This is a genomic window from Algoriphagus faecimaris (assembly GCF_900101705.1).
GTDB lineage: Bacteria > Bacteroidota > Bacteroidia > Cytophagales > Cyclobacteriaceae > Algoriphagus > Algoriphagus faecimaris.
Window position 1 is genome coordinate 1 of sequence record NZ_FNAC01000080.1, and the last position, 5,293, is coordinate 5,293.

Annotated in this window: 6 protein-coding genes; 2 read left to right on the plus strand and 4 right to left on the minus strand. The window is 41.7% G+C overall.

The window, feature by feature from the left end; all coding sequences use genetic code 11:
* The coding region (locus tag BLQ57_RS20430; protein WP_139162781.1) for a transposase at positions 1 to 333 on the plus strand (333 nt) is incomplete at its 5' end.
* Between the two features lie 181 nt (positions 334 to 514).
* Complete coding sequence (locus BLQ57_RS20435) at positions 515 to 1,879, plus strand: M28 family peptidase (protein WP_087941478.1); 1,365 nt, start codon at positions 515 to 517, stop codon at positions 1,877 to 1,879.
* Positions 1,880 to 1,956: 77 nt separating this feature from the next.
* Here BLQ57_RS20435 and rhuM read toward each other — a convergent pair whose 3' ends face one another.
* The 4 genes from rhuM to BLQ57_RS20455 all read right to left on the minus strand — a co-directional run bounded on the left by rhuM (position 1,957) and on the right by BLQ57_RS20455 (position 4,802).
* A complete protein-coding gene (gene rhuM / locus BLQ57_RS20440; protein WP_240507892.1) occupies positions 1,957 to 2,862 on the minus strand; it encodes a virulence RhuM family protein in 906 nt (301 codons plus the stop codon).
* 51 nt (positions 2,863 to 2,913) lie between these two features.
* Positions 2,914 to 3,360: a cupin domain-containing protein gene (locus BLQ57_RS20445; RefSeq protein ID WP_087941477.1), complete on the minus strand. Its 447-nt coding sequence runs from the start codon at positions 3,358 to 3,360 to the stop codon at positions 2,914 to 2,916.
* Positions 3,361 to 3,388: 28 nt separating this feature from the next.
* Positions 3,389 to 3,805, minus strand: a complete 417-nt coding sequence (locus BLQ57_RS20450) for a hypothetical protein (protein ID WP_087941476.1) — start codon at positions 3,803 to 3,805, stop codon at positions 3,389 to 3,391.
* 82 nt (positions 3,806 to 3,887) lie between these two features.
* Entirely contained in the window at positions 3,888 to 4,802 is a 915-nt protein-coding gene (locus BLQ57_RS20455) for an ABC transporter substrate-binding protein (RefSeq protein ID WP_087941475.1), read from the minus strand.
* Positions 4,803 to 5,293 lie beyond the last annotated feature (491 nt).

Below are 5,293 nucleotides of genomic sequence, written 5' to 3' on the forward strand. Positions count from 1 at the left end.
ACCGCACAGCATTTAATCAAGGATTACATTGATTCAAACGCTGTGCTTCAAACAGATAAAAGTACCACCTTCTCAGACCTGAGTGATTGTATTGATGTTCATGTCAGAGAAATCTCTGGTACACAAGAAGGCAATTTTAACCTCAAATGGGTTCATATTGCCATCAGTAACTTAAAGAAACACCTGCAGACATACCATATGATCAGCGAACGAATGATGCAGAACTATCTGGATGAGTTTTGTTACAAGCTAAACAGAAGATACTTCGGTCAAAAACTCTTTGACAGACTCATTATTGCTTCAATTTACCCATACTGGCATGATTGCGGATAATCATAATTTTTTTTTTCGGAAGTCGAGAAATTTCATGGAATGATCAAGACTGTAAATGCATTTCCTGAAAAGGCAAATGGTGAATAGTAGAGCCTAGGAAATACTTTTCATCCGCTTATATAGATTTCATTTTCTCGCTAGAGCTCTTTTTCTGATATTTCCATTCTAAAATCACCAATCCATGAAATTACTCAGAATCTTAATTCCCGTTTTGTTTTTTGCTTTTATCGGTATCAGTACTGCACAGCAAGCCCCTCCGCAGCTCGATCCTCGGATTTATGAGATTATCGAAAACACCTCTGCAGAGCGTATAGAAAATGATATTCGAAAACTGGCAGGATTTGGAACGAGAAATACCTTCTCCGATACGCTCTCGGAAACCCGAGGAATAGGCGCAGCCCGCAGATGGATCAAGGCAGAATTTGAAAAGATTTCTGAAGAATGCGGGGGTTGCCTTGAAGTCTTCTACCAAAAAGATCTGGTGACCAAAGAAGGGAATCGTCGTGTCCCCAAAGATGCCTACGTGGTGAATGTAGTGGCGATTTTACGAGGGACTGATTATCCGAATTCCCACGTGATCATGTCCGGAGATATTGATTCTAGAGCTTCTGATACGATGGACTTTGAGATCGATGCGCCCGGGGCAAATGATAATGCCTCGGGGATGGCGGGCACCATAGAAGCCGCTCGGGTTCTTTCCAAATATAAGTTTAAGCACAGTGTTGCCTTTGTAGGATTGTCAGGTGAGGAGCAAGGTTTGTTTGGAGGTGCAGGCTTGGCAAAATATGCCCAAGAAAATGGATGGGAAATCGTCGGAGTACTGAATAATGATATGATTGGAAATATCGAAGGTGTCGATGGAATAATTGATAACCGAACTTTCCGGATTTTCTCCGAACCGACCCCTGCCAACGAGACTGAACAGCAAAGAAACGCGAGGAGATTCACCGGCGGAGAAGTGGATGGAATCTCAAGACAACTGGCCCGCTATATCCACAAACAGGTGAAGACCTACATGCCTGAAATGAACCCCATGATGATTTATCGCTTGGACCGATTTGGTAGAGGAGGTCATCACAGACCCTTCAATGATCTGGGTTTTGCAGGCGTGAGAATCATGGAAGCTCATGAAAACTATAATCGACAGCATCAGGATATCCGATTGGAAGATGGAATTGAATATGGAGATGTGATCGAGGGAGTCAATTTTGACTATGCCGAAAAACTCACTGCCGTCAATGCAATTTCACTTGCAGGCCTGGCTTGGGCACCGCCGGCTCCAAAGGATGTGAGGATAGGTGGTGCTGTTCGTCCATCTACTACCTTGGCTTGGGAAGAAAGTAATGATCCAAATGTTGCAGGTTACAAGGTTTATTTCCGATTGACCACCTCTCCTACCTGGGATAGTTTTGTCTATGTATCTGGAGTAAATGAGCATACGTTGGAGGGGATCGTAATAGACAATTACTATTTTGGTGTGGCTGCAGTAGGGAAGGATGGAAACGAATCTCCTGTGGTCTTCCCTTTCCGTCAGATTAGGCGATAGGTAGATTTAATTCTTTGCTTTGATAAAACCCGTGAGTGGAGACCTGACTGTCCGTCAGGCAGGCACTCACGGGGGCATCAAGTTTGATTTTCTCTTAGTTGATTCAATAATCCTTCTACTGATTTAGCGTCCATTTTTGAAAAAGCAAACCACTTTTTACCTAAATCTTTTAATGAGGCTCCCAAGTGGTAAACTTCTTTGCCATCGATAATCAAAAATCGGTCGTGACTTAGAGTAAAGGTTCTTATCTCAAAATTACCGTATTGTTCATTAGCCTTTTTTATGTCCAGTTTCAATTGATTACTTATGGATTTTGTGAGTAGCTGAACTTTTACATTTGCCTGCTTTTTAGTCAAGTGAATTAAGGTGTTTTCGTCTAGATAATTATCAATTAATACAATACTGTACTTTGCTGAGCGAATGATTTTAGAAGCCAATTCATATGCGTCAAACACCTGACCATCAAAAAATACACCCTGAGTGGGAATCAAATGAGAACTGATTTGGAGGTCAATTTGATCTACTTTGCTTTTTAGATTCTCAAAATTATTTTCCAATTGGCTGATCCTCGAATTAATAGCGTATCCTTTCAGCAAATAATCCTTTAAAACCCTCGTCGCCCAAATACGGAATTGGGTGCCTTTTTTGGAGTTCACACGGTATCCTACAGAAATAATTGCATCAAGATTATAATATTCTATTTCCCTAGTTACTTTTCTTCCAGCTTCCATTTGAACTGTTGCAATTTTTGCAACAGTTGCTTCTTTAATGAGCTCCCCTTCTTTGTAAATATTACTTAAGTGCCTTGAAATAACAGACTTATCTCTTTCAAAAAGCTTCGCAATTTGGTTTAGTGATAACCAAACCGTTTCCTCCTCAATCCTAACCTCAATATGTTCATTTAACTCATCAGGTCTATATAAAACAATTTCATCTTTCATAAGCTGCTTGGGAAGATCAGGATTCAAAGAAAGTTGAGCCAATATTCCCTTTAATCTAGAAGCTAATTTAGAAAATCAAAAATCAGGTATTCGTTAGTTAGTCGGACCTGACTCCTTTACCACGATTTCTTCATCCTCTGTTCCAGCATAGAAAACGATGATCTCTGCAGGCTCATCTCCTTCATTTTTCCCAAAGTGTATTTTATTGACAAGTTCCACGATGGGGTCTCCGGTTTTCATATGCAGTTCATTTCCTTCTTCATCCACGACGGTTAATTCTCCCTGAAGTAAAACCCCCGCGTTGATGACCGGATGATAATGTCGCGGTAATTCGGAATGGGGAGGAATCGTAAACTTGAAAATCGAGATTTTGGGTTTTCCGCTGGGATACGCAGGAAGAGAATCGCCATTCCAAGAAGTGAAGGATTCGATCAAGAGCTCAGAACTAGGCTCTTCCCTTTCTGATTTGCCCGAGGACTGGCAACTTGCAAAAAATACGACTGAAAGCAGCAGGATGGGAAAGGAAGATTTTTTTTTCATAAATGGCCTAGTTAGGAGGCGGTTAAATTTAATACCAGCTTTGCAAAACTAATCGGTCCTCTAAAACATCCTCGTCTACCCGGAAGGTAATTCTATCAAAGCCTAAGAAGGTTTGATACCACTTTCTGTTAAATCCTTCATAGGCTGGATTACCAACAAAAGAAAGCTCGAAGACTACCCGACCTCCTTCCACTCCTGTAGTCCAAGTTCCTTCATTTAGCAATTGGCTACCTCGGTAGACCTCAACTTGTCCTGTGGGCAAGAAATTAAAATTGACTCCTTCAAAATCCCCTGTTCGATTAATGCTATTTACTTCAAAAACACTTAGAAGCCATGGTCTGGCGATTAGGGTTTGTGATAGGTTTTGATCTGTGCGCATGGATGATTCTTCTCCTTCGCAGGAACAAAAAATCAATGCTATCCAAAAAATGAATACTTTTTTCATAGTTTGATGTTTTTAAAGATAACGAAAAAAGATTTTAAGAGGTTGGATAGGAAGATTTTACGGCTTTGATTTTACCTTTTTTTCAATTCAAATCCAGCAGTTCATTACTAACTAGGGACTTGACCTCCACCTCCGAGTGTTCGAGCTTATTTCCGCGAAGCCAGGACAAAAACTCCCCCACCCTTTCCTCATCAAGGTATCCCCAGATTTTTCCTTTGCTAAAGTGAGGAACAGTCAATTGCAAAGCCTCCCTAAGGTCAATATTTTGGTCTTGGGCAGGCACCAAATCCTGAAGAATTTGTATGGCTTTTTCGGGTTGCTCCTGTGAAAAGCGAAAGCCTGCAGCACTGCCTTTTAAAAAGCGACGGTAGGCATCTTTCTTGTCTTTTATCTGATTTCCATTACAAGCCAAAACCGGAGAATAGGAATAGGGAATCTGATAATCAGCCAACTTAAAGGCACGAAGCTCCTCTCCCAAGCTCTTTACCTGTACCCCTTCCCAATTCATAAAGACCCATGTAGCATCGTATTTCCCGGACAGTACTGTGTTCCAAATGCCCAATTTCTCGGGATAGATGACTTGTAGGTCTCCTTTACCTCCTTCATTTCGGATCATTTGGCGAACGATATCATCCTCGTAGCGGGCCTGATAGGAGGCGTAAGTTTTGCCCTCCAGGTCCTTGGGTGAGCGTATGTTGCTGTCTTTTCGTACGACTATGGCGCTCAGGTCTTCCTGTAGAATGGCGGCTATTGCTTTCAGGGGAAAAGGGTCCTTTTTTGTCTGATAGCTAATCAGACTTTCGGTGGGGCAAAGGGCGAAGTCCGCCTCTCCCAATTCCACTTTTTTGGCGGGAGTCAGGGAATAATTGTCTGCGGAAGGATCCGAGATATGAACCTCAATGCCCTCAGCGGCATAAAATCCCTGAGCTTGGGCTACAAAAAAACCGATGTGATTGATATTGGGAGTCCAGTCTAGGGCAAGGTGGAGTTGAGTCATGAGATGTAGGGTTTTGGTTTATAACGTTTCTCTCATATGTTTTGTGGTGGGCAAACGTGCGAGGTTATTGGGTTTATCTATTAATTTTTAAAAAGAAAATAACTTTCGATTTAAGAACCCTCTCGCCATAAACTATATGCGGTGTTGCACTAAACCTGCGGTAGTTTCAAGAGCAGCCAGAAAGAGGTAACTTTTTAGATCAATTTTAATCTCGTTTTAATCATGAAAAAAAAAGGAAAACCTCATCCAGACTGCCTGTTCTAATGTAGCAGGTTTTAGCGAACTATTAGCCAAGTTTGAGCAAAAAGTTGTTGTAGCCGGGAAAAGTAAGAGCACACTATCCAACTATTCCAGGCATCTGGCCAAGCTGGCCATCCATTTCAATGAGCTTCCAACTCTGGTAGATCCTGATCGGATCAATGATTACCTACATCTGGTCAAGCGGAGTCACAATACCCCTTCTGATTCCTACTTCAAGTTTACTGTTTATG

Bases quoted from the DNA above. Each gene is read 5' to 3' on its own strand.
- BLQ57_RS20435 (WP_087941478.1), top strand. From the start codon at position 515: ATGAAATTACTCAGAATCTTAATTCCCGTTTTGTTTTTTGCTTTTATC.
- BLQ57_RS20445 (WP_087941477.1), bottom strand. From the start codon at position 3,360: ATGAAAAAAAAATCTTCCTTTCCCATCCTGCTGCTTTCAGTCGTATTT.
- BLQ57_RS20450 (WP_087941476.1), bottom strand. From the start codon at position 3,805: ATGAAAAAAGTATTCATTTTTTGGATAGCATTGATTTTTTGTTCCTGC.
- BLQ57_RS20455 (WP_087941475.1), bottom strand. From the start codon at position 4,802: ATGACTCAACTCCACCTTGCCCTAGACTGGACTCCCAATATCAATCAC.